Origin of the sequence: Flavobacterium arabinosi (assembly GCF_048158725.1) — a bacterium.
Taxonomy (GTDB): domain Bacteria; phylum Bacteroidota; class Bacteroidia; order Flavobacteriales; family Flavobacteriaceae; genus Flavobacterium; species Flavobacterium arabinosi.
Genome location: NZ_JBLNKX010000010.1, coordinates 19,572 through 45,165, shown reverse-complemented (window position 1 = coordinate 45,165; position 25,594 = coordinate 19,572). Strand labels below are relative to the sequence as shown.

General features: G+C 31.8%; 19 protein-coding genes. 14 read left to right on the top strand and 5 right to left on the bottom strand.

Translation table 11 applies throughout. The features are described from left to right. Positions 1–436: 436 nt before the first annotated feature. Genes ACM55K_RS16665 through tsaD form a run of 3 tightly spaced genes read right to left on the bottom strand, consistent with a single transcriptional unit; the run spans position 437 to position 2,835 of the window. The gene (locus ACM55K_RS16665; RefSeq protein ID WP_416851416.1) at positions 437–1,075 is read right to left on the bottom strand and encodes a DUF4159 domain-containing protein; all 639 of its coding nucleotides are present in this window, start codon (positions 1,073–1,075) and stop codon (positions 437–439) included. A 26-nt stretch (positions 1,076–1,101) separates the two neighbouring features. After that, on the bottom strand, positions 1,102–1,809 hold the full coding sequence (locus tag ACM55K_RS16660; protein WP_416851414.1) for a 16S rRNA (uracil(1498)-N(3))-methyltransferase: 708 nt from the start codon (positions 1,807–1,809) through the stop codon (positions 1,102–1,104). Positions 1,810–1,812: 3 nt separating this feature from the next. Then, the gene (gene tsaD / locus ACM55K_RS16655) at positions 1,813–2,835 is read right to left on the bottom strand and encodes a tRNA (adenosine(37)-N6)-threonylcarbamoyltransferase complex transferase subunit TsaD (RefSeq protein ID WP_416851413.1); all 1,023 of its coding nucleotides are present in this window, start codon (positions 2,833–2,835) and stop codon (positions 1,813–1,815) included. Between the two features lie 209 nt (positions 2,836–3,044). Here tsaD and ACM55K_RS16650 point away from each other — a divergent pair, with 209 nt between their 5' ends. From ACM55K_RS16650 to ACM55K_RS16630, 5 genes are all read left to right on the top strand, one after another. Further along, positions 3,045–7,472 (top strand): translocation/assembly module TamB domain-containing protein, encoded by a 4,428-nt coding sequence (locus ACM55K_RS16650; protein WP_416851495.1) that lies wholly within the window; start codon positions 3,045–3,047, stop codon positions 7,470–7,472. Positions 7,473–7,825: 353 nt separating this feature from the next. Beyond that, positions 7,826–8,812 (top strand): 6-phosphofructokinase, encoded by a 987-nt coding sequence (gene pfkA, locus ACM55K_RS16645; RefSeq protein WP_416851411.1) that lies wholly within the window; start codon positions 7,826–7,828, stop codon positions 8,810–8,812. A 72-nt stretch (positions 8,813–8,884) separates the two neighbouring features. After that, the gene (gene gap, locus ACM55K_RS16640) at positions 8,885–9,889 is read left to right on the top strand and encodes a type I glyceraldehyde-3-phosphate dehydrogenase (protein WP_416851410.1); all 1,005 of its coding nucleotides are present in this window, start codon (positions 8,885–8,887) and stop codon (positions 9,887–9,889) included. Positions 9,890–10,027: 138 nt separating this feature from the next. Beyond that, entirely contained in the window at positions 10,028–10,879 is an 852-nt protein-coding gene (locus ACM55K_RS16635) for an N-acetylglucosamine kinase (protein WP_416851408.1), read from the top strand. Positions 10,880–10,882: 3 nt separating this feature from the next. Further along, entirely contained in the window at positions 10,883–11,257 is a 375-nt protein-coding gene (locus tag ACM55K_RS16630; protein ID WP_416851407.1) for a methylglyoxal synthase, read from the top strand. Here the strand turns inward: ACM55K_RS16630 and ACM55K_RS16625 are convergent. Both ACM55K_RS16625 and ACM55K_RS16620 read right to left on the bottom strand, forming a co-directional pair. Further along, positions 11,238–11,618: a RidA family protein gene (locus ACM55K_RS16625; protein ID WP_416851405.1), complete on the bottom strand. Its 381-nt coding sequence runs from the start codon at positions 11,616–11,618 to the stop codon at positions 11,238–11,240. The genes ACM55K_RS16630 and ACM55K_RS16625 overlap by 20 nt on opposite strands. A gap of 123 nt (positions 11,619–11,741) precedes the next feature. After that, positions 11,742–14,483 carry a putative LPS assembly protein LptD gene (locus ACM55K_RS16620; RefSeq protein WP_416851403.1) on the bottom strand — a complete coding sequence of 914 codons (2,742 nt, stop codon included), beginning with the start codon at positions 14,481–14,483 and terminating at the stop codon, positions 11,742–11,744. 83 nt (positions 14,484–14,566) lie between these two features. Here ACM55K_RS16620 and ACM55K_RS16615 point away from each other — a divergent pair, with 83 nt between their 5' ends. The 9 genes from ACM55K_RS16615 (at position 14,567) to ACM55K_RS16575 (ending at position 25,563) form a co-directional block, all read left to right on the top strand. Beyond that, positions 14,567–15,733, top strand: coding sequence for an N-acetylmuramoyl-L-alanine amidase family protein (locus tag ACM55K_RS16615; protein ID WP_416851401.1), 1,167 nt, complete (start codon positions 14,567–14,569; stop codon positions 15,731–15,733). A 51-nt stretch (positions 15,734–15,784) separates the two neighbouring features. Next, the gene (locus tag ACM55K_RS16610) at positions 15,785–16,750 is read left to right on the top strand and encodes an MlaD family protein (protein ID WP_416851400.1); all 966 of its coding nucleotides are present in this window, start codon (positions 15,785–15,787) and stop codon (positions 16,748–16,750) included. 4 nt (positions 16,751–16,754) lie between these two features. Further along, positions 16,755–18,086 (top strand): 4Fe-4S dicluster domain-containing protein, encoded by a 1,332-nt coding sequence (locus ACM55K_RS16605; protein ID WP_416851398.1) that lies wholly within the window; start codon positions 16,755–16,757, stop codon positions 18,084–18,086. 106 nt (positions 18,087–18,192) lie between these two features. After that, positions 18,193–18,984, top strand: coding sequence for a (Fe-S)-binding protein (locus ACM55K_RS16600; protein WP_416851397.1), 792 nt, complete (start codon positions 18,193–18,195; stop codon positions 18,982–18,984). 68 nt (positions 18,985–19,052) lie between these two features. Next, a complete protein-coding gene (locus ACM55K_RS16595) occupies positions 19,053–19,535 on the top strand; it encodes an ABC transporter ATPase (protein ID WP_416851396.1) in 483 nt (160 codons plus the stop codon). Positions 19,536–19,546: 11 nt separating this feature from the next. Continuing rightward, positions 19,547–22,543: a glycoside hydrolase family 3 N-terminal domain-containing protein gene (locus ACM55K_RS16590; RefSeq protein ID WP_416851394.1), complete on the top strand. Its 2,997-nt coding sequence runs from the start codon at positions 19,547–19,549 to the stop codon at positions 22,541–22,543. Between the two features lie 25 nt (positions 22,544–22,568). Then, entirely contained in the window at positions 22,569–22,898 is a 330-nt protein-coding gene (locus ACM55K_RS16585) for a DUF6660 family protein (RefSeq protein WP_416851392.1), read from the top strand. 75 nt (positions 22,899–22,973) lie between these two features. After that, positions 22,974–24,941 (top strand): TonB-dependent receptor plug domain-containing protein, encoded by a 1,968-nt coding sequence (locus tag ACM55K_RS16580; protein WP_416851390.1) that lies wholly within the window; start codon positions 22,974–22,976, stop codon positions 24,939–24,941. 19 nt (positions 24,942–24,960) lie between these two features. Further along, positions 24,961–25,563 carry a phosphatase PAP2 family protein gene (locus ACM55K_RS16575; RefSeq protein ID WP_416851388.1) on the top strand — a complete coding sequence of 201 codons (603 nt, stop codon included), beginning with the start codon at positions 24,961–24,963 and terminating at the stop codon, positions 25,561–25,563. The last annotated feature ends 31 nt before the right edge of the window (positions 25,564–25,594 follow it).

Here is a 25,594-nt window from a genome sequence, read left to right as displayed (position 1 = left end):
AGCTTTCTCGACATTCATACTGCTGTTTTCTCCAAACATATCTATGTGTGCGATCTGATTTGAAATTGCTAAAATTTCGTTTATTTCGCTGTCTATTATTAATGCAACTTTTCTAAAATTGGTAATAATACTCTTTTTAATGGTTTACTTGTATTGGTAATTTCCAGGGAGATAATTTCGTAATCATCGCGAATTAAATAATCTAATAAATCATTTGGTTTCATCAATTACACAACATGAAGATGGCTACTTCGGGAAGTTTTATTAATTTTTCTTGGATTGAGAGGAATGTTTTCCCTAAGTAGATGATTTTTTCAACAATAAAAGCCTCGCTTATCCTAAAGAGTGAACCAAAATTCTATTAAAATAAATAGGATCACTTACTAATGTAATGGGGCAATTTTTTCTCTCAAAGGGAATAGCTGCATGATTTATATTAATTATTAAAGATATAATTTATAATATTAGCACCCATTTTTAGTGCTTTTTCGCGAACATCAGCGGGATCGTTATGTACTTCAGGATCTTCCCATCCATCACCTAAGTCACATTCGAAAGTATAAAGAAGGACTAATTTGTTTTCTATAAATATTCCAAAAGCTTGTGGTCGTTTTCCATCATGCTCATGTATTTTTGGTAATCCATTAGCAAAAAGATAGGGCTTTTGAAAAATAGCATGATTTGCAGGAATTTCGACCAAATCATTATTTGGAAATATTTTTTTTATTTCTTTTCGAATGTATTGGTCCATACCATAATTATCATCAATGTGGAGAAAACCACCAGCCAACAAATAATTTCTAAGATTAATTACATCAGTATCACTAAAAACAACATTTCCGTGTCCAGTCATATGAACGAATGGATAGGAAAGTAAATCCGGACTTCCGGGTTCAACCGTTCCTGGCTTAGTTTTTATTTTAGTGTTGATGTTTGCATTGCAATATTTTATTAAATTAGGTAATGAAGTGGGATTAGCGTACCAATCTCCGCCACCACTATATTTTAATAATGCAATCTCCTGCGAAAATGAGGTGACAGAAATTAATAGCAATAAATAATATATTTTTTTCATAACTATAAATTCAGAATCATTAATTCTTACTCTTCATTAACAAAAACAACGCTATGACACGCAACAATGGCAGCAGTTTCTGTGCGTAATCTTGTATTGCCTAAAGAAACCGGAATGTAATTGGCTTCAAGTGCTGATTCGATTTCTTTTTCTGTAAAATCTCCTTCAGGACCTATTAATAGGGTAACATTTTTATTTGCTTCTAATGCAGATTTCAATGTTTTTTTATTGGTTTCCTCACAATGGGCTATAAAATTTAGACCTTCCTGTTTTTGTTTAATAAACTCTTTGAAAGATATCGCATCATTCAATTTTGGAAGAAACAATACATTAGATTGCTTCATGGCGGTCAATAAAATTTTATCAAATCTTTCTGTATTGATTACTTTTCGTTCAGAACGATCGCAAATAATAGGGGTTATTTCATGGATGCCAATTTCAGTTGCTTTCTCTAAAAACCATTCGAAGCGATCATTCATTTTAGTTGGAGCAACAGCTAAATGCAAATGAAATTTTGAAGGTGACGATTTTTCGAAAGAAATGATTTTTACCGTGCATTTATTGTCGGAAGCTAAAGTGATTTCAGTTTTAAATAAATGCCCTAAACCATTGGTTACAAATAGAATATCGCTATCTTTTTTGCGTAATACTTTAATAATATGTTTGCTTTCTTCTTTGTCAAAAGAAAAGTTCTCAGTGGTCTCGTTAATATTTGGATTGTAAAATAATTGCATAATTTAGAATTGTATTCTTGCTTTAGAAACGACAGATGAAGTTTCAAAATTTCCAGTTAAAAATTTTTGGTAACCTACAATTCCAATCATTGCAGCGTTATCCGTGGTGTACTCAAATTTAGGAACAAATGTCTTCCATCCATATTTATTTTCGGCTTCTGCCAAAGCGTTTCTTATTCCTGAATTAGCCGAAACTCCTCCGCCAATTGCTATTTGTTTTATTCCTGTTTCCTTTACGGCTAGTTTTAATTTATCCATCAGAATTTCAATAATTGTATATTGAATGGAAGCACAAATGTCATTTCGGTTTTCTTCTATAAAATTTTGATTCTCTAGTTTTTTCTTTTGAATAAAATATAAAATAGCGGTTTTTAAACCTGAAAAACTAAAATCCAATCCGGGAACTTTTGGTTTTGTAAAAGCAAAAGCTTTTGGATTCCCCAATTGAGCATATTTATCAATCAAAGGTCCACCAGGATAAGGGAGTCCGAGTATTTTTGCACTTTTATCAAAAGCTTCTCCTACGGCATCATCGGTAGTTTCACCTATAATTGTCATATCAAAGAAATCATTCACTCTCACAATTTGAGTATGTCCGCCACTTATGGTCAAAGCCAAAAAGGGAAAGGTAGGCTTTTCGAATCCTTCTTCATGGATAAAATGCGCTAAAATATGGGCGTGCATGTGATTTACTGCAATTAAAGGAATTTTTAAGGCTAATGCCAATGATTTTGCAAATGAACTTCCTACAAGAAGGGAACCCATCAATCCGGGGCCTTGGGTAAAAGCAATTGCTGACAACTGTTCTTTTTGTATATTTGCTTTTCGAAGTGCAGCATCAATAACTGGAACTATATTTTGTTGGTGTGCACGAGAGGCAAGTTCAGGAACAACACCGCCATATTGATTGTGAATCAATTGATTAGCGACTATGTTTGATAGTACTTTGTCCTTTTGTAAAACAGCTGCTGCCGTATCATCGCAAGAACTTTCGATAGCAAGAATAAAAACCTCGGGATTTTGCATAAAAAGGCACAAATTTTGAATTATATTTGACAATCCTATGTAAAAACGATTTTTTACATAAAAAGCAAAATTAAAGAATTTTTATTAAAGCTACTGTTGTTTCCAAAAGCAAAATAAAATTTTATAAAAAATTAAAACAATAAATAAGTATCAAAAAGTTTAAAAAAATAGTATTTCGTTCTTTACTTGGACTAATCCTACTTTTATTGGTGCTTGGAATAGCCCTTTCAACACCTTATGTTCAAACAAAAATTGCTCAATATTTTGTTAGAAGCATTAATAAAGATTTTGGAATCAATATTTCTATAGATGAAGTCGCAATATCGGTTTTTGGAGGTGTGAAATTCAAAAAAGTTTTAATTACAGATCATCATAGAGATACTTTAATTTATGCCAATCGAATAAAAACGACTGTTTTAGAAGGACAAAGATTATTAGATGGTGATTTGATTTTTGGCGAATTGCGTTTAGACGGATTATTATTTAATATGAAAACGTATAAAAACGAAAAAGAAACCAATCTTGATAAGTTTATTGCTGCTTTTGGAAAAGGGAAGCCATCAGGGAAGCATTTTTTGTTATCTGCTAAAGATGTTTATATAACCAATGGACATTTTATTTTGACAGATGATAATCGGGAAAATCCAAAAGATCTCGATTTTACTAAACTTAACGCTTCGGTAAGTAATTTTCAAATATACGGTCCTGATGTGACTACTATGATTAATAAAATGTCATTTTTAGACTTTCGCGGTTTGTATGTTAAAAATCTAAGCTCAAAATTCAGCTATTCAAAAAAGTACCTAAAACTGGAAAAGCTCGATTTGTTAACAAAGGAATCAACGTTGAATGGGACCGTTGTATTAAATTATAAAATTGAAGATTTCTCTAATTTTACGGATAAAGTTCAGTTTGATATCAAATTGAATTCGGCTTCCATAGCTTCAAATGATATTCGTTATTTTTATAAAGAACTAGGTAAAAACCAACATTTTTATACCAAGACCAGTATTAAAGGGACTCTTAATGATTTGAGATTTAAAAATTTAGAATTAGTTGATGATAGAAAGACACAAATCAATGGCGATATTAATTTTAAAAATCTGTTTGCCAAAAAAGGTCAAAAATTCTCCATGTATGCTAAGTTTGATAAGTTAACCTCTACCTACGAGAATTTGGTAGTCATATTGCCTAATATTTTAGGAAATAAACTACCTACCTCTTTAAAAAAATTAGGTAGATTTTCAGCTTCAGGAACTTCAAGCGTTTCAACTACTGCGGTTGAAGCTGATTTTTCTATGATTACCGCATTAGGGAAAGTAACTTCTAACTTAATAATACAAAATATTGATGTAATTGACAAAGCTTCTTATGTAGGTAATGTTATTTTAGAGAATTTTGATGTCGGTACTTTATTCGAAAGAAAAGACGTTGGAAGAGTAAGTATGAATATTGATGTTGATGGAAAAGGGTTTAAACAAAAATATTTAGATACTGCCATTAAAGGGGACATAAGCAAAATAGAGTATAATAATTATACCTACACAAATGTTGTTGTAAATGGTACTTTTAAAATGCCAAATTACAAAGGTCAAGTCTCTGTAAATGACCCCAATTTGAGTATGACTTTTGACGGTTTATTGGATTTAAGTAAAAAAGACAGCCGATATGATTTTCATATTAACGTTGAAAATGCAGATTTATCTAAATTAAAGTTAGTAAAAGATTCTGTTTCTGTTTTTAAAGGTGATGTTGTGGTTCAGGCTTCAGGAAATAATATAGAAAATTTTCAGGGAAATGTTTATATCAATAAAACCTCTTATCAAAATGCAAAGGGAACTTATAATTTTGATGATTTTGCCATAAGTTCAACTTTTGACCAAAATAGAGTACGAACTATAACAGTGAATTCTCCTGATATAGTGCAGGGAGAGATTGTTGGTAAATATGAATTCAGTCAGTTGAAAAACATGATTACCAATTCTTTGGGAAGTCTTTATACGAATTACAAACCTGCTAAGGTAAAAAAAGGACAGTTTTTTAAATTTGATTTTACGATCTATAATAAAATCATTGAAATATTTTATCCCGAAATTTCTATTGGATCAAATACTATTGTTAAAGGAAATATTAACTCGGATAACCAAGAATTCAAACTCAATTTTAATTCTCCTAAAATCATTGCTTCGGATAATACTTTTGATAATATCAGAATTTCGGTTGATAATAAAAATCCACTTTATAATGCTTATATTGAATTAGATAGTATAAAAACTAAATATTATAAAATTCGAGATTTTAGTTTGATAAATGTAACTATGAAAGATACCTTATACTTTCGTTCTGAATTTAAAGGAGGAGTAAAAGGAGAGGATTATTATAATTTAAATTTATATCATACCATAAATGCAGCCAATAAAAATGTTGTTGGAATCAGTAAATCAGAGATTAAGTTTAAGGATTATCTGTGGTTTTTGAATGCAAAAGACACACCTGATAACCAAATTGTTTTTGATAAAGCGTTTAAAAACTTCAATATTGATAATATAATATTGTCTCACGAAGATCAGGAAATTTCACTAATGGGGGATTTAAAAGACACTTCCTATAAAGATTTAAAGCTGACTTTTAAAGATGTCGATTTAAACAAAATTACGCCAGATAACAACAAATTTGTTTTTAATGGAAATATAAATGGGGAAGTAAATTATAAGCAAAATATAAATGTTTATCAGCCAACGGCATCAATAGTAATTGATCATTTAAATTTGAATAAAACGGATTTAGGTATTTTGAATTTTAATATTGAAGGAGATGAAAGCTTCAAAAAGTTTACAATAAATTCCAATATCGAAAATGAAAATTTAGAATCCTTTAATGCCGACGGAAGTTTTGAAATCGTAAATAAGGAAACAATTTTAGATTTAAAACTAAAATTCGAGAAATTCAATCTGGGAACATTGAGCTCATTAGGTGGTGAAGTTTTATCGAATATCAGAGGATTTGTATCTGGGAATTCAACGATTCAGGGAAATCTTAAAAAACCTGAAATCAATGGGCGTCTTTTTGTTGATAATGCAGGATTGACTGTTCCGTATTTGAATGTGGATTATGAATTAAAAGACAAGACAATCATTGATTTGGCTGATGAAAAGTTTTTGTTTAGAAATAATACATTAACGGATACCAAATACGGCACAAAAGGAACTTTGAATGGAAGTATCGAACATAGAAATTTTTCCGATTGGAAATTAGATTTAAGTATTAATTCGAAAAGACTTTTAGCTTTAGACACAAAAGACAGTGATGATGCCGCTTATTATGGTACTGCTTTTATAGATGGTACCGCAACAATAAAGGGACCTACTAATTCTTTATTTATAAAAGTGGATGCGAAATCAGAAAAAGGAACCGCAATAAAAATACCTATTAATAATGCCGCGAGTGTAAGTGATAATAAATTCATTCATTTTGTTACTCCTAAAGAAAAATATAATATCGAAAAAGGAATTTTTGAGAATACCAGAAATTATAACGGACTCGAATTAGAGTTTGATTTTGATATTACCCCAAATGCGGAAGTGGAAGTTATTTTAGATAGAAATACAGGACACGGAATGAAAGGAAAAGGTTTTGGATCCTTATTATTTAAGATAAACACATTGGGTAAATTTAATATGTGGGGAGATTTCCAGGCTTATGAAGGAACCTATAACTTTAAATATGGTGGATTAATCGATAAAAAGTTTGCTGTCAAAAAAGGAGGTTCCATTTCTTGGGAAGGAAATCCTATGAAAGCGCAATTAAATTTAGAGGCTGTGTATAAAACTGCAGCAAATCCTGCAGTTTTATTAGAAAACTCTTCGTTTAATACTAAAGTTCCTGTGGAAGTTATTATAGGTCTCCGCGGTGATTTAACGAGTCCTGAACCCGATTTTAATATAGAATTCCCAACGGTTAGTAATGTTTTAAAATCAGAAATTCAATACAAGTTGAATGATAAGGATGTTAGGCAAACCCAGGCTTTGTATTTATTATCATCAGGTGGTTTTTTAAGTCCTGAAGGAGTAAACCAATCTGACTTTTCTGGTAGTTTATTTGAAACAGCAACAAGCTTATTAGGTGGGATAATTCAAACGGATAATGAGAAATTCAAAGTGGGAATTAATTTTGTTTCTGCAGATAAAAGAATAGGAAGAGAAACGGATGGAAGATTTGTAGCTACGATTTCATCAAAAATTAATGAAAGGATTACGATTAATGGTAAAGTAGGGGTTCCTTTTGGAGGAATAAATGAATCAGCTATTGTAGGCGATTTAGAAGTCCTTTATAGAGTTAATGAGGATGGAACGATGAACTTACGTCTTTTCAATAAAGAGAATGACATTAATTATATAGGTCAGGGGATAGGGTATACGCAAGGTTTAGGAGTTTCTTATGAGGTCGATTTTGATACTTTTAAAGAACTGGTAAATAAAATATTTAAGAAACATCATCTGGAGAGAGACGTTATAACAAACAGTGAAGATCAAGATTCTAATTTATCACCGGATTATATTAATTTTTCGAAACCCAAAAAACCTTCTACAGAAAAGCAAAAAACAAATAGGGAAGCTATAATTCCTAAAGAGGATTAATACTTGTGTTATTTAATGTTTTTAAATACTTGATTATAAAGATGTAATATATGTTTTAGCTTTATAATTATTTCGTAATTTTCGGGGATCAATCACGATATTACTTTTAACTAAAATTAGTATTACTCAATAGTTATTACTAATTATAAAAAAGAATAAAAATCTTATTAATTGTTAATTATCAAATAATTATTGATTTTTTTTTAATTTTGTTAAATAAAATAGGTTTTATTTTGGTTTTTTAAAAACTTATTAACGAAAACGTTTGAATTTAGAGCCCTTTACTAATTTAAAAAAAATGCAGCTTTAAAAGTGCTTAATGTTTGCTAATTTTACACTTTAATACTTAAATAATGCCAAAAACAATAAAAAAGGTTGGTGTTCTAACCTCAGGTGGAGATTCACCAGGAATGAATGCAGCAATACGATCAGTTGTTCGAACATGTGCTTATCATAACATAGAATGCATAGGAATATACAGAGGATATCAAGGAATGATTGAAGGTGACTTCAAAGAAATGGGACCTCGTAGTGTAAACAACATTGTAAATAAAGGAGGGACGATTTTAAAATCGGCTCGTTCATCAGAATTTAGGACTCCTGAAGGTAGAAAAAAAGCCCATGAACATCTAGTGAAAGCTGGAATTGACGCTTTAGTTGTAATAGGAGGAGATGGAACTTTTACCGGAGGTCTGTTATTTAATAGTGAATTTAACTTTCCAGTTATGGGAATTCCAGGTACTATTGATAATGATATTTTTGGTACAAGCCATACTTTAGGATATGATACCGCATTAAATACTGTAGTAGATGTAATTGATAAAATTAGAGATACTGCAAGTTCTCATAACCGTTTATTCTTTGTAGAGGTAATGGGAAGAGATGCTGGTCATATTGCTTTAAATGCAGGAATTGGAGCTGGAGCTGAAGAAATTTTAATACCGGAAGAAGACTTAGGATTGGAAAGATTATTAGAATCATTACAAAAAAGTAAAGCTTCAGGTAAATCATCCAGTATCGTAGTTATTGCAGAAGGTGATAAAATAGGTAAAAACGTATTCGAATTAAAAGATTATGTTGAAGCTAATTTACCGGAGTATGATGTAAGAGTTTCTGTTCTGGGTCACATGCAGCGTGGTGGTTCACCATCATGTTTTGATAGGGTTTTGGCCAGTAGATTAGGAGTAAAAGCTGTAGAATCATTATTGGAAGGAAAATCAAGTTATATGGTTGGTTTACAAAGTGATAAAGTTGCCTTGACGCCATTAGAACAAGCCATAAAAGGTAAAACAGAAATTGATAGAGAGTTATTAAGAGTTTCTGATATAATGTCAACATAGATTAGTTGATGTTTATTATAGGAAATCAGACTTTATATAAATAAAATAAATACAAACAAAAATTAAAATAAAATGTCAAAAGTAAAATTAGGAATAAACGGTTTTGGAAGAATTGGAAGAATTGTATTCAGAGAGTCTTTCAACAGAGATAATGTAGAAGTAGTAGCTATCAACGATTTATTAGATGTTGATCATTTAGCTTACTTATTAAAATATGATTCAGTTCACGGTCGTTTCAATGGAACTGTTGAAGTAAAAGAAGGAAAACTTTTTGTAAACGGAAAAAACATCCGTATTACTGCTGAAAGAAATCCTGCAGACTTAAAATGGAATGAAGTTGATGTTGATGTAGTTGCTGAATGTACCGGTTTCTTTACCACTATTGAAACTGCAAACGAGCACATCAAAGGTGGTGCTAAAAAAGTAATTATTTCAGCTCCTTCTGCTGATGCTCCAATGTTTGTAATGGGAGTAAACCATGAGGAAGCTTTAGCAACTGATATGGTTGTTTCTAATGCATCTTGTACTACTAACTGTTTAGCTCCATTAGCTAAAGTTATTAATGATAACTTTGGAATTGTTGAAGCGTTGATGACTACTGTTCATGCAACAACTTCAACTCAAATGACTACTGATGGTCCTTCTAGAAAAGACTGGAGAGGTGGACGTGCTGCTTCATGTAATATCATCCCATCTTCTACAGGTGCTGCTAAAGCAGTAGGAAAAGTTATTCCTTCATTGAACGGAAAATTAACAGGTATGTCAATGCGTGTTCCTACAACTGATGTTTCTGTAGTTGATTTAACTGTAAAAGTTGAAAAAGAAACTACTTACGAAGAAATTATGGCTGTGTTGAAAAATGCTTCTGAAACTACAATGAAAGGTATCTTAGGATATACTGAAGATTTAGTTGTTTCTCAGGATTTCGTTTCTGATTCAAGAACATCTATCATTGATGCTAATGCTGGAATTGGATTGAACTCTACTTTCTTCAAAATCATCTCTTGGTATGATAATGAATATGGTTATTCTAGCAAATTAATTGATTTATCAGTTCACATTGCAGGTTTAAAATAATTCTTTATATTTACAAATCCCGTTATACTATATTTAACGGGATTTTATTTTTTGTTCACTTTTTTAAATGCAAATTTTATACTGCAAGCATTTTAAATTAGAAAAACGAAATCCAAAAAACCAAAAAAACCAAAAAAAATGAGATTATTAGTTGATAGTGGTTCTACCAAAGCCGATTGGATTGCGATAGATGATGCCGGAAAAGTATTGTTTACAACACAAACACTAGGATTAAATCCAGAAATTCTAGAAGGAGATGAAATTATTGAACGATTAAATGATCGTTTTGATATTTTACAAAATAAAAAAGAAGCCACACATTTATTTTTTTATGGTGCAGGTTGTGGAACCGAAAGAATGAAAGTTTCACTTTCGCAAATTTTTCAAACTTATTTTCCTAATGCAATTATTGTAGTTGAAGAGGATACTTATGCTGCAGTTTATGCTACAACGCCTAAAGGTGAAAAAGCGATTGTCAGTATATTAGGAACTGGATCTAACTGTAGTTATTTTGATGGAAAAGAATTGCATCAAAAAGTACAATCATTGGGTTATATAGTGATGGATGATTGCAGTGGTAATGTTTTTGGAAAAGAATTAATAAGAAAATATTATTTCAATAAAATGCCAAAAGAATTGGCAGTAGAATTTGAAAAAGAATACGATTTAGATCCTGACTCCGTTAAAAGCAAATTATATAAAGAACCAAATCCAAATGCTTATCTAGCAACATTTGCAAAGTTCTTAATTCAGCATAAAGAGACTGAATTTTGTAGAAAAATAATTTTCAAAGGAATGAAATCTTTTGTGAAAAATTATATTAAACAATATGATAATTGCAAAGAAGTACCTGTTCATTTTGTAGGTTCAATTGCATTTTATTTGAAAGATGAACTGCAAGAGACTTTCGATAAATATGAATTGAAATTAGGTAACGTACTAAGAAGACCAATTGATGGACTTATTGCGTATCATATAGCAAATAAATAATTTATGGAAATTGCAATTATTGCACATGATGGTAAAAAAGCTGATTTAGTTCAGTTTTTAGAAAAAAACAAAGCTGTTTTACAAGAAGAAAAAATAAGGTTAATTGCAACTGGAACAACTGGAGGTAAAGCTGAAAATTCAGGTTTCAAAGTAATAAAAATGCTTTCAGGTCCTCTAGGAGGTGATGCTCAAATTGCAGCCAGAGTTGCTGAAGGTAAAACTCAAATGGTTTTCTTTTTTAAAGATCCATTGTCAAGTCATGCTCATGAAGCTGATATCAATATGCTAATTCGTGTTTGTGATGTACATAATGTGCCATTGGCAACAAATGAGGCAACGGCACAATTACTGCTAAATGCTATAGTATTGCAATCATAGAAATTTCTATATTTACATTTTTTGGTAAACAAGCCACTTGAACCGTTTCACGAGCTGGAGCGGTTTTTTCGTTAAAATAAGAACCGTAAACGGTATTTATTTTTCCAAAATCATTCATGTCCATTATGAATATTGTAGTTTTTACTACGTTTTCAAATGTCATTCCTGCAGCTTCTAAAACTGCTTTCATGTTTTGCATGACTTGTTCGGTTTCGGTTTCAATAGTAGCGGTAACTAATTCTCCTGTAGCTGGATTTATTGCAATTTGGCCGGATGTGTACAGCGTATTTCCTTTAAGAACAGCTTGGTTGTATGGGCCAATTGGTGCAGGAGCATTTTCGGTTAAAATTATCTTTTTCATAAAAATGGATACATTAATTTATTGTTTGAACGTCAATATAAAATTGTTTAATCTTCTTAAATGGACTATTAAATAGAATGAAGCTGTGAATATTCAGTTTATTCAAGAATGATTAACTAGTAATTATCTATTTGTATTACTTCGTTTATCCCATTTTATATCACTTAATACACCAGATTTTATCCCAATGAAAAAGCCCCAATTGGCATTTGACCCAAAAGGTGTCCAATTGAAATCCATTCTCCAGCTTAATAAATCTCTTTCAAAACGAAGCTGGGTAAATGTAACTCCATTTTGTACAAAATCATAACCTGTTGATACGCCTGCTTTCCATTTAGGAGTTATATCTGCATTTGCAGAGATCATTATGGAATTACCAATAATCTTCTTTTCTCTATTGTTATTTCCGTAAGTGAGTGAATAGGCAAACGTCATGTCCCAAGGTAGTTCAGATTTGAAAAATTCAGAAATTTTATCTTGACCTTCATCAGTTTCATCAAATTGACTTTTTCGGCTATCGTTTAAATCAGTATTTGTTCCAAATAGATCATCTTCCCGACCACCATTTCTTTCGCTTTGAACGTTTTTATCTTTAGTTTTATCTTTTTCTTTGCTTGAAATAGCATAATTTAAAGTCATATTTGCACTTGTCATTCTAAATAGACTTCCGCCATTATCAATATTATAAACATTAATTCTGGCACCTGAATTATCAATTGCATAAGGATCTAAAGTAGCTCCAAAATTTACATTCATTTTGTTTTCAAAAAGTTGGGTTCCTCCGCTTACTCTTACTGGTGACCAAGCAAGGGACGTTTTGCCATCAGCATTTAGATTATAGCTGGTTGAAAGGTTTAAATTGTTTAGTAGCATTATCTTTTTTGGTTCCACCTTAGTACTGTCCTTATCAGTAACTTTAGCTTCAAAAGTATTGCTTAAATCAAAACCTAAGTTATTTGAATTTGATATGCCTGGTGCTCCAAAAATCCCAGCTTCAAATCGAGAATATTGTTTTGTCATGGTCCCTGTTGCATCTGAGGCATAGGTATCATAATATTTTTCAAAACTTGGAGTATAACCATACGAAACAGATGGACGCATCACGTGTCGAATCGATTTTATTTTTTTGTCGTCTCCAAAATTAAATGTTCCGTATATAGTAGTCCCTAAACTTGATGACATTGAGTACGTTCTGAAGGCATCAAAACCATTTACGATATTATCAACAACTTTGCTTTGGTCGTTATCATAACTTCTTTTAATCGTTTTTGTGTACCAAACTTCTTTATAATTGAAAGAGGAGGAAGCACTGAAATATTTGAATAATTTAAAATTAGTACTTAACGGAATAGTGTGTTCAATACCATTTTTCGCATCTCTGAACATTTGAGGTTTAAAAAATAAAGAGTCATTGGTAACGATACTGTTTCTGCCGTTTAAATTATATTGTAGATTGATATTTTTAAAGAACCCTTTTTTGAGACCGTCTTTCCCAACAAAAGGATATATACGATCCACACTTAATTGCAGTGTTGGTAAAGTCATATTGATTTCTTCAGTTTGAGTATTTTGAGAATGTGTTGCAGTCAATGACATTCTTACTTGCGGTACTGAATTGAATGTTTTACTATAAGAAATCGACGAACTTAATGTATTATTAAGATTAGAACCTACATTGGCCTGATTTATAGATTGCCTAAAATATTTACTGCTTCCAAGATTTACCGAAGCAGAAAAACTAGAGTTTGGGGTTGATTTAGTATCTTTAGAATGAGACCATTGGATATTGTAAATTTTCTGTTTGGAGTAATCAGGATATCCTCTTTCGCTTGAGATTAAATTTTCAAATCTTACATTTATGTTACCACGATATTTATACCGTTTGGCATAACTTGATTCAAAGCGCAGTCCATAACTACCATTAGTATAATAATCTCCTAAAGCGGTTAAATCATAATTATCACTCAGTGCAAAATAATAACCTCCATTTTGTAAAGAAAAACCTCTTGTATTAGAATCATTGTAACTAGGTAAAATCAATCCAGATATGCTGGTTTCTTTACTCATTGGAAAAAAAGCAAAAGGCAAAGCTATTGGTGTTGGGACATTCGCAATAACCATATTGGTTAGACCTGTAATGACTTTTTTGCCAGGAATAAATTTCACTTTGCTGGTTTGGAAATAGTATTCCGGATTATCTACATTTGTTGATGTCGTAAATCGAGCACCTTTGAGGAAATAAACAGAATCGTTTTCTTTTTTAGTAATAGCTGCTTTTACTTTAAATTCTCCCTGATCCGATCTGGAATTCCAGATTAAAGCCTTTTTTGTTTTAAAATTAAAACGAATCGAGTCCGGTTCAACCACATTTGCGCCTTGTTTAAAATTAGGATATTGTGTATATGCTCCCGTAGAATCTTTTATTCGACCAGCATAGACTTCGTTTTTTTCATAATCCATGACGATTATCCCTGATGTCAATTCTATATCTTGATAGTAAAGCTCCGCTTTATCGTATAAAGTAATGAGTTTTTTCTTCTGATCTATTTTCACATATTTTTCAGCCCTGTATTTTACTTTACCGTCAAGAAATGCTTTTTTTTGCTTGATGCTGTCTTTTTTTATCGAATCGGTCGATTTTTTTATAATTTCAGTCGATTTTCCAGCATTGTTAGTAACGGTTTTAGGGTTATCTATTTGTTTTTTAGTAGGTATAGCTGTCGTTTTTTTTGTTATATCTTGAGAATATAATTTACCAGTTCCTATTGTTAGGAAAATTGATAATAAAACGATATTAAATAAGTTTGTATGCAAAGGTTTAAATGCTATTTTTGTAAAATTATGGCCTGTTTTTTGACATGTCAAACTTACATATTATTTTTTTGCAAAAATAATCAAATAAAGAATTTATAGCCGTAGTGTTTTAATTAAAATTAACTTTTAGATTTATGCATATTTCATATAAAATAAAAACAACATTTACACTTCTTCTGACGATAGTTTCTTTTACCACCTACAGTCAATCCAATATATTTAAAGTAACGTTAGATGCGGGTCATGGTGCTCATGATTTTGGAGCTGTTTATAATGGACATGTTGAAAAAAATATAGCTTTGGCAGTTGTATTGAAGGTTGGAAGGATTTTAGAAGCAATGCCTAAAATGGATGTGATTTATACACGAAGAACGGATGTTTTTATTGATTTAGTAGAAAGGGCCAACATTGCAAACCGTGCCGACGCTAATATTTTTGTTTCTATACATTGTAATGCTAATAGAAATACTGCAGCTGATGGCACCGAAACGTATGTAATGGGTATGACAAAAGTAGCTTCAAACCTAGAAGCTGCTAAAAAAGAGAATTCCGTTATTACTTTAGAAAAAGATTACAAGCAAAAATATGAAGGTTTTGATCCAAATTCTCCTGAAACGATGATAGGAATGACTTTGATGCAAGAGGAGTATTTAGATAACAGTATTTCACTTGCAAGTAAAGTTGAAGATGCATTTGAGGGTTTGGGAAAAAAAATAAGAGGCGGAGGAGTAAAACAAGCGCCTTATATGGTGCTGCACAAAGCGTATATGCCTAGAGTATTAATTGAAATGGGGTTTATTTCTAATTTTACTGAAGGAAATCTTTTAGACTCAGAAGTAGGTCAGAATGATATTGCCAGAGCCATAGCTGATGCAATCGTAAGTTATAGAAGGGATTATTACGGAAATGGAGAAACGGAGATGATTGACGTAAGACCATCACAAAAAATTATTGAGAAACCTATAAGAGATACATCATCTCCATCAAAAACAAAAATAAATTTCAATTCCAGCGAACTTAAAAAACCAACAAAAAGCAATGACAGTTCCGCTACTTTATTCAAGGTACAACTTTCTGCAAGTGTAAGGAAAGTGGAATTAGCTCCTAAAAACTTTAAAGGATTAAAAAATATATCTGTAGATTATGATAACAGAGTTTACAAATATATGTATGGAGAAACTTCAGATTATGATGAGGCCAAAAAACAATTACAAGAAGCTAAAGAGAAAGGATATGATTCTGCATTTCTAATTGCATTTAAAAATGGAGAAAAAATTAGTATTCAAGAAGCTTTAAAATAATAACTACAAGTTAAAATATTTTATATTAATTTTGCAAAAAAAAAATACATTTTGAAAATAACGAGAGAAATTAAAACTGCTATATTAGTTATTGCATCTATTTTATTATTCATTTGGGGATATAGTTTTTTAAAAGGAAGAGATCTTTTTACAAATTACAAAACATTTTATGTTGAATATAAAAGTGTAGAAGGTTTAGCTGCATCGGCTCCTGTAACTTTAAATGGCTTAGTAATAGGTAAAGTAAGCAGCATTACAATAAACGAAAATACAGGTAATTTAATGGTTGAATTGCAATTAAAAACGGACTTTCCTATTTCTAAATCAAGTACCGCTTCTATTTATGAGCCAGGATTCATTGGCGGAAAACAAATTGCAATTATTCCGAATTTTAATGATAAAACGCTAGCTGTTGATGGACAAAAATTACAGGGAGATACAAGATTAGGACTTACCGATAAAGTAGGCGATCAATTAGCTCCTCTTCAGGAAAAATTAGAAAAGATAATGACTAATACTGATAAATTGATATCAGGAATTAACAATGTTTTGGATAACAATGGTCAAGAGAATTTGAAAGTTAGCTTAGCGGAGTTGAGCAAGACTATCGAGCAATTTCATAAAGCTACTGTAAGTGTTAATACTTTGTTAGATGACAATAAAGTTCAAATACAAGGAGCTGTGAAGAATTTTAATAAAATCACGGGTGATTTTTCTAAAATATCTGATTCATTGAATAAAGCAGATTTAGGAAAAACTGTTAAAAATCTAAATAAAACGTTAGCAAGAGTTGATGGTATTATGATCGGTTTAGAATCAGGAAAAGGTTCTGTGGGTAAATTATTACACGATGAGGCTTTCTACGAAAATATCAAAGCAACAACAAAAGAATTAGAATTATTATTGCAAGATATAAGACTAGCTCCTACAAGATATGTTAATGTTTCTTTATTTGGAAAGAAAAATAAACCTTACGTTGCTCCAAAAAATGATACGATAGTAAAAGAAAAAAACTAGCAATATGAGCTATTTAGACAATATATTATTTGCCATAATATTAGCTATCGGTTTTGGTTATTTTTATATGAATATAAAAAAAATCATTCGAAACATAAATCTTGGTGCAGCAGTAAACCGTAAAGACAATGCAAAAGTGCGTTGGAAAAATATGGCTATGATTGCTCTCGGACAATCTAAAATGGTAAAAAGGCCTGTTGCAGGAGTACTTCATATTATTGTTTACGTAGGATTTATAATTATCAATATAGAGTTATTGGAAATAATTATTGATGGGCTTCTTGGTACACATAGAGTTTTTGCTTTTTTAGGAACTGCTTATAATGTATTGATTGCTTCATTTGAAATATTGGCTCTTTTAGTTTTAGTTGCTGTTTTTACTTTTTGGATCAGAAGAAATATAATCAAATTAAAACGATTTTCAAGTTCAGATTTAGAGGGTTCTCCTAAAAAAGATGCTAATTATATTCTTTATTTTGAAGTTGTTTTGATGACATTGTTTTTATTAATGAATGCTTCTGATTTACACTTACAAAATATACCTGGTGGTTTTTCTCATTTTATCAAAGCAGGCTCATTTCCTGTAAGTCAATTTATTGCACCATTGTTTAATGGAATGTCAAATGAGTTAGTAATGCTTCTTACACAAATATTTTGGTGGTTGCATATTACGGGTATTTTGATTTTTATGAACTATCTGTATTTTTCAAAACACTTACATATATTATTGGCTTTTCCAAACACCTATTTTGCAAATTTAAACCCACAAGGTCAATTTGATAATTTAGAATCAGTTACTAAAGAAGTGAAGATGATGATGGATCCTAAAGCTGATCCATTTGCGGCAGCACCCGTTAACGAAAACGAAGTTCCAGCTAAATTTGGAGCCAGTGATGTTCAGGATTTAAATTGGGTACAATTATTGAACGCTTATACGTGTACTGAATGTGGTCGTTGTACATCATCGTGTCCTGCCAATATAACAGGAAAAAAATTGTCTCCTCGTAAAATAATGATGGATACGAGGGATAGACTGGAAGAAGTAGGAAGAAATATAGATGCTAATAAAGGTATTTTTGTTCCAGATAATAAAACATTATTGAATGATTATATTACACCTGAAGAACTTTGGGCATGTACTTCATGTAATGCATGTGTAGAGGAATGTCCGGTAAGCATAAGCCCTCTTTCTATTATTATTGATATGAGACGCTATTTAGTAATGGAAAAAAGTGCAGCACCAATGCCAATAAACGCAATGATGACCAATATAGAAAATAATGGAGCGCCTTGGCAATACAATCAGCAAGACCGTTTGAATTGGAAAAATGAATAGTTGTTTAACTGATAAACCGAATAAACAAATTACCGCTTACGCGAATAATCAAATCAACGAATAATCAAATCAACGTTTAAGCGAATAACCGAATCAACAAAATATTATGTCAGAAAGTTTGGTAGTGCCGACTATGGCCGAAATGTTAGCTCAAGGTAAACAACCAGAAGTCTTGTTTTGGGTAGGTTGTGCAGGAAGTTTTGATGATAGAGCAAAAAAAATAACTAAGGCATTTGTACGAATTTTAAATCGTGCAAATGTTTCTTTTGCAGTTCTTGGTACTGAAGAAAGTTGTACTGGCGATCCTGCAAAAAGAGCTGGAAATGAGTTTTTGTTCCAAATGCAGGCGATGATGAATATTGAAGTTCTCAATGGATATGAAGCAAAGAAAATTGTTACTGCTTGTCCGCATTGTTTTAATACGCTTAAAAATGAGTATCCTGAATTAGGTGGAAAATACGAAGTGGTTCATCATACGGAGTTTTTAAAATCTTTGTTAGATCATGGAAGATTAACTATTGAAGGAGGACAATTCAAAGGAAAACGAATTACTTTTCACGACCCTTGCTATTTAGGGAGGGCAAATAATGTTTACGAAGCTCCAAGAGATTTAATTCTTAAATTGGATGCCGAATTAGTGGAAATGAAACGTTCTAAAGCCAATGGATTATGCTGCGGTGCTGGTGGTGCACAAATGTTTAAAGATGCTGAACCTGGAAACAAGGAAATAAACGTTGAGAGAACTGAAGAAGCGTTAGAAACAAAACCAGAAATTATTGCTGCAGGTTGTCCTTTTTGTAATACTATGATGACTGATGGTATAAAGAATAAAGAAAAGGAAAGCGATGTAAAAGTTATGGACATTGCCGAATTAATTGCTAACGCCCAAGATTTGTAATAAAGTATTGATTCAATATTTATTATTTTTCATTTAAATCTATAGTTCATAATTTATAATTAAATATCATGTACGTTCCATTTGAAAATTTACCCGAAGAATCCAAAATCTGGATTTATCAATCGAACAGAAAGTTTTCGGACGCCGAATTTTCTGAAATAGAAACTGCCTTGCAATCCTTTCTTGAAGGTTGGGCTGCACATGGTACCAGTTTAGAATCATCATACCAATTAAAATACAACCGATTTATTATTATTGCAGTAGATCAGGATGTTCAGGCCGCAACGGGTTGTTCTATAGATTCTTCTGTAGAATTTATCCAAAGTTTAGAACAAAAATATAATGTCGATTTATTGGATAAAATGAATGTGACTTTTAAATTAGGGGAACATATTGCTCACAAGCCTTTGATTGATTTTAAGAAAATGGTAAAAGATAAAGCCGTTACTGAAAACACAATTGTTTTCAATAATTTGGTTAATAATATAGAAGAATATAATGAATCTTGGGAAGTTCCAGCCATGGATAGCTGGCATAGTCGCTTTTTTTAAAAAATAGTTCAATGAAAAAAATAGACATAAGAATTGTTTTATTTTATGTCCTATTTCTTTTTGTTGCCGCTAGTTGTGTTGGTACAAAAATTAATAAGCCTAAAGTAATTCTAACGAACATTCCGTCCGTAACAGAAAATCTTGACAGTAAAAGTCCAAGCAATATTCCGACGCTTTTTCAAATATCACCCGAAGGTAATAAATGGGTAGATAGTGTTTACAATGCAATGAATCTAGACGAAAGAATAGGACAATTATTTATGGTTGCCGCTTATTCTAACAAAGATACCGTACATTTCAACGCTATTGATAAACTGATAAAGGAAAACAAAATTGGAGGATTAATCTTCTTTCAAGGAGGTCCGGTCCGTCAAGCAAATCTTACCAATCGTTTTCAAGCCAAGTCCAAAATTCCATTATTTATTGGTAATGATGCGGAATGGGGTTTAAATATGCGATTGGATTCAACGGCTAGATATCCATGGAATATGACTCTTGGAGCCATCCAAGACATGAAATTGATAGAAAAAGTTGGTGTTCAAATGGGACAACAAAGTAAGCGATTGGGTTTACAATTTAACTTCGCCCCAGTACTTGATATTAATACTAATCCGAGAAATCCAATTATAGGTTTTCGCTCTTTTGGAGAGGATAAATACAAGGTTACTGAAAGAGCAATCGCATTAATGAAAGGAGTGCAAAGCCAAGGAGTGTTTTCTACAGGAAAGCATTTCCCCGGTCATGGCGATACAGAGACGGATTCTCATAAAGGATTACCAACAATTAATGCCACCAAGGAAAGATTAGAACAGGTTGAGTTTTATCCTTATAAAAAAATGTTTCATGAAGGACTTTCTTCAGTTATGGTGGCACATTTGAATGTACCAAGCTTAGAATCCAGACCTAATTATCCGTCATCGATTTCCTATAATGTGGTAACGAATATTCTTCAAAAAGAATTGGGATTCAAAGGACTTATTTTTACGGATGCCTTGAATATGAAAGCCATTAGTAATGCTAGTATGCCCAGCGAAATTAATTTTGAAGCATTTATGGCTGGAAATGATGTATTATTATTTCCTGAAGATGTTCCGTCAGCAATTGAAAAATTTAAAATTGGGTATTCTGCCAATTTAATAAGTGAAGAAAGATTGGCTTTTTCGGTGAAGAAAATATTAAAATTCAAATATAAAGCGGGTTTGAATTCTTTTAAACCTATTGAAACGGCTAATTTGTTCAAAGATTTAAATTCGGCTGAAAATGAAGCTTTAGAGTATGAGTTGTATGAAAATGCAGTTACAGTTTTAAAAAATACAGCTTCTGTTTTACCTATTAAAAATTTGGATAAGCAAAAAATAGCTTATATAAAAATAGGAGATGATACTAACAGTTCTTTTATTTCTACTCTAAAAAAATATGCGGAAGTAACTGTCATAGCCGATACTAACCTGGACAGCTTACAAGTGAAATTGAAACCGTTTACAACTGTAATTATTGGATATCACAAATCTGATGTCGCTTTTAAAAATGGGGAATTAAATTCGGATGAATTGTTTAAAATCCATTCTTTAGCACGTAATAATAATGTCATTCTGGATATTTTTGCTAAACCCTATTCCTTATTACCGATTACCTATTTTGATGATATCGAAGGATTGGTTGTTTCCTATCAAAATAGTGATATTGCACAAGTGGTTTCCGCCGAATTAATTTTTGGAGCCATTGAAGCCAAAGGGAAATTACCGGTGTCCATAAATACAAATTTCAAAGTTAATGACGGCTTAGCAACTGAAAAATTGAACCGATTGGGATTTACGACTCCAGAAAATGTAGGCATGAATTCTAACATTTTATCAAAAATTGATTTGATTGCAAAAAAAGCGATTAGCGCTAGAATGACTCCTGGAATTCAGGTTCTTGTCGCAAGAAATGGAAAAGTAATTTATCAAAAATCATTCGGCTACCACACTTACAATAATGATTTGAAGGTTTTGGATTCAGATATTTATGATGTTGCATCATTAACAAAGATTCTGGCTACTTTACCAAATGTGATGCAACAATATGATCAGCAAAAAATTAATATGGAAACGACATTGGGAACGATGTCACCAATTTTTAAAAATACAAATAAACAGGATATTCGTTTCAAGGAATTATTGTCACATTATGCTGGACTTGTAGCCGGGATTCCATTTTATAAAGCGACAACGGATAAGACAAAATTCCCTTCTGAAAGATATTTTAGAAAAGTATCTGAGGAGCAGTTCTCTAAAAAAATGGGAGATAGTCTTTTTATAAGAAATGATTTTCATGACACGATAATGAAAATGATTGTTAAAAGTAAATTGTCATTAAAAAAAGAATACACTTACAGTGATCTTACTTTCATGATTCTTAAGGATTATTTAGAAAATACAACGGGTAAAAAACTAGATGATTTAATTCAAGAGAATTTCTATCAATCGCTCGGAATGAATAATTCGACTTTTAATCCATTGAATAAGTTTGATAAAAACAGAATTCCTCCAACAGAAACGGACACTTATTTCCGTCGTCAAATTTTGCAGGGTTATGTCAATGATTTATCGGCTGCCTTAGAAGGAGGTGTTTCAGGACATGCTGGTGTTTTTTCTAATGCAATGGATGTGGCTAAAATAATGGAACTCTATTTGCAAAAAGGAAATTACGGGAATCACCAGTATTTTTCCGAAAAAACATTCAATGATTTCAATACCTGTTATTTTTGTGCTGCGGGGAATAGGAGAGGTATTGGTTTTGATAAACCTCAATTGGGCGCTGCGGGTCCTACATGCGGTTGTGCTTCAATGACAAGTTTTGGACATACCGGTTATACAGGTACGATGGCTTGGGCTGATCCTGAAACACAAATTGTTTATGTGTTTTTGTCCAATAGAACTTTTCCGGTTGCAGCAGAAAATAGATTATCTAAAGAAAATATTCGGGAAGATATTCAGAAAGTAATTTACGAGTCTATTGTTAAATAATGATTATAGCTATATTTGCATCTAGATGAGAATAGTCAACTTCATATTATCAATTTACTTCATTATACTTTCCTTTATGCCTTGCGTAAACATAGAGTATAATTATAATTCTAATAGTGGAATAACTATTCGTGAACACGAACAAAAGCAGGATAATCATCAAGAAATTTGTTCGCCTTTTTGTATTTGTTCTTGTTGTGGCCAACAAATTGTATTTCACGGCAGTAATTCTTTTTTAATCCCTATACAGCCTGTTTCTCAAGCAGGTAAAGAAACAACGTTTTATGTTCGAAAGTTTGTTTCTGACTTCAATGGAACTATTTGGCAACCGCCAAAAGTAAGTAATGTAATATAGTTTTTTCCATGAAATCATTCAATTATGAATTGATTCCATAATCTATTATTTCAGTCACTTAATTATAATTTACAAATGCAAAAAATAATAATGCTACTTCTGTTAGCAGCTAATTTTGGCGTAATCTACAGCCAAGAAATTCCAAAAGATAGTATAAAACAAAAGGAAGAGGAACTCGATGAAGTAATTATACAATCGACAAGAACCAGTCGGACCATCGTAAATACGCCCACAAGAATAGAAACAATTGATGTCGAAGAGTTGGACGAAAAAGCCAATATGAGACCAGCCAATGTGAGTATGGTTTTACACGAAAGTACTGGCTTACAAGTGCAACAAACATCGGCTACAAGCGGTAATGCGAGTATTAGGGTGCAAGGTTTAGACGGACGATATACGCAATTACTCAAAGACGGGTATCCAAATTTCGGTAATTTTGCCAGTGGATTAAGTATTTTAGAAATTCCGCCATTGGATCTAAAACAAGTAGAAGTCATAAAAGGACCAGCCTCAACACTCTATGGCGGTGGAGCCATTGCCGGTGCTATTAATTTTATTTCTAAAACCCCAAAAGAGGAGGCAGAATATAATTTTATTTTGAACCAATCTAATATTGGGCAAACCAATGTGGGAATCTATGCATCGCAACGAAAAGGGAAATTTGGTTATGCAATCTTAGGTTTGGTAAATTTTCAAAAACTATATGATGTTGATAATGATGATTTTTCGGAAATTCCAAAATCCAATAATTTCACAATTAATCCGCGCTTTTTTTATTATCCAAACCAAAGCACCAGTTTGATGATTGGCAATAGTTTTACCAAGGGAAACATGAAAGGAGGCGATATACAAGCAATAAAAGGTAATCCAGACGCTGATCACGCTTATTTTGAGCAAAACGAAACGATAAGAAATACGACTACTCTTGAATTTGATAAGAAATTTGAAAATAAAAATAGTTTCAAGTTCAAACAAAGTTTAAGCTTTTTTGACAGAAAAATCAATATTCCCAATTATCAATTTTCGGGGTTTAACACGAATGCATTTTCCGATGCTTCCTATCTTTGGAACAAAGAGAAACATACGATTATTGGTGGCATGAATTTATTATACGACAATTTCAAACAAAAAAACAGTTCGATTTTAGATGCCAAATCATTTACCACAGGTGTTTATATTCAAGACACTTGGGATATTAGCGAAAAAATAAAATTAGAAAATGGGTTGCGCATTGACAATGTAACTTATTCCAATATAAATTTTTCAAAAAACCAGATGTTTTTTCTGCCGAAAATAGCAGCACTGTTCAAAATTGATGCGAAATGGTCTTCTAGAATTGGTGGTGGATTTGGGTACAAAATTCCAACTATTTTTACCGAAAAAACGGAAGAAAACCAATACCAAAATGTTTTAGCTTTGAATAATGTAAAAGCAGAGCGAAGCATAGGGGGAACGGTAGATGTTAATTATAAAAGTTCAATTTCTGAAGATTTGTTGTTTAGTATTAATCAAATGTTTTTTGGTACCCGGATTAATAAACCTATGATTTTAGAAAAAGAAGGAGCTAATTTGTTTTTTATTAATGCATCACAGCCAATTATCAGTAAAGGATTTGAAACTAATGTGAAATTTATTTTTAAAGAAGATTTCAAACTTTTTGCCGGTTATACTTTTACAGATGCTAAAGCAAAATACTTAACAGTAAATCAATTTTTGCCTTTGTTACCAAAAAACAAATTGAATCTGGCTTTAATTTATGAGAAAGAAAACAATTTTAAATTTGGGTTAGAAGGCTATTTCACGGATAAACAATTTCTTTCTAATAGCACGCAAACACCTAGTTTTTGGGAATTTGGTTTTATGGCTGAAAAAACGCTGTGGAAACATTTTTCATTCTTCGTCAATTTTGAAAACTTTACGGATGTGAAACAAAGTAACTATAAAAGAGTAGTAAACGAACCACATAATAATCCTACTTTTGATGAAATTTGGACTCATACAGAAGGGTTTGTATTTAATGGCGGGGTAAAAATAAAATTATAAAAAAAAAACATTTCCTAAAATGCGGAAAATATACTGTTTATTATTGTTTTTTTTATGGATAGCTTTTGGGAATGCCCAAAATATAGATATAAATATTCTGCGTGATATTAACGGCAGTAGAAATAGGAATCTAGATCCCACTTTTAAGTTCGTTACTAATACTGCGGTTCCGTTTAGTGTTGCAGCTCCTATTATTATTTATTCAGTAGGATTGATAAAGAAAGACAGCACAATCAAAAAGCAGGCGATTTTTATTGGGGAAACGTTTCTGGTTTCAGCATTTATAACGACCGCTTTAAAACATACCGTAAAAAGACAGAGACCATTTGACACGTATTCAGATATTGATAAAGAGACTTCCGCACCAGGGTATTCATTTCCTTCGGGGCATACTTCATTAGCTTTTGCAACAGCAACATCATTGAGTATGGCGTATCCTAAATGGTATGTTATTGCACCCTCTTTTGTATGGGCGGGTGCAGTAGGATATTCAAGAATGCATTTAGGAGTCCATTATCCCAGTGACGTTTTGGCTGGAGCAATCATAGGAAGTGGTTCCGCTTATCTAACATATAAAGCTAATAAATGGCTTAATAAGAAAAGGTCTAAAAAAGATAGATAAATTGCGATTAGTAATGAAATTATCATTTAAA